This is a genomic window from Shewanella sp. S1-49-MNA-CIBAN-0167 (assembly GCF_040310145.1).
GTDB classification, from domain to species: domain Bacteria; phylum Pseudomonadota; class Gammaproteobacteria; order Enterobacterales; family Shewanellaceae; genus Shewanella; species Shewanella psychromarinicola.
Window position 1 is genome coordinate 1 of record NZ_JBEOPO010000318.1, and the last position, 264, is coordinate 264.

1 protein-coding gene is annotated in these 264 nt (G+C 45.1%); it reads left to right on the forward strand.

Annotation, left to right across the window (positions count from 1 at the left end; translation table 11 throughout):
• The coding region (locus AAEZ00_RS21470) for a tyrosine-type recombinase/integrase (RefSeq protein WP_351089957.1) at window positions 1-264 on the forward strand (264 nt) is incomplete at both ends.

Sequence of the window (264 nt, forward strand, 5' to 3'; positions counted from 1 at the left end):
GTACGCGGCCCATTATTCAGACCATGTCGCAGATCATTCGAACGTGCAATAAAACGAACCGGTTTAATATTCCCAGAAGGCCAAATGACCCACATTTTACGCCACACATTCGCCAGCCATTTTATGATGAACGGTGGCAATATTTTGGTGCTTAAACAAGTATTAGGGCATTCAGATATTAAAGACACAATGCGCTACGCCCACTTCGCACCAGATCACCTGGACGACGCGATTACCAAAAACCCAATAGCAAGTCTATTGGGT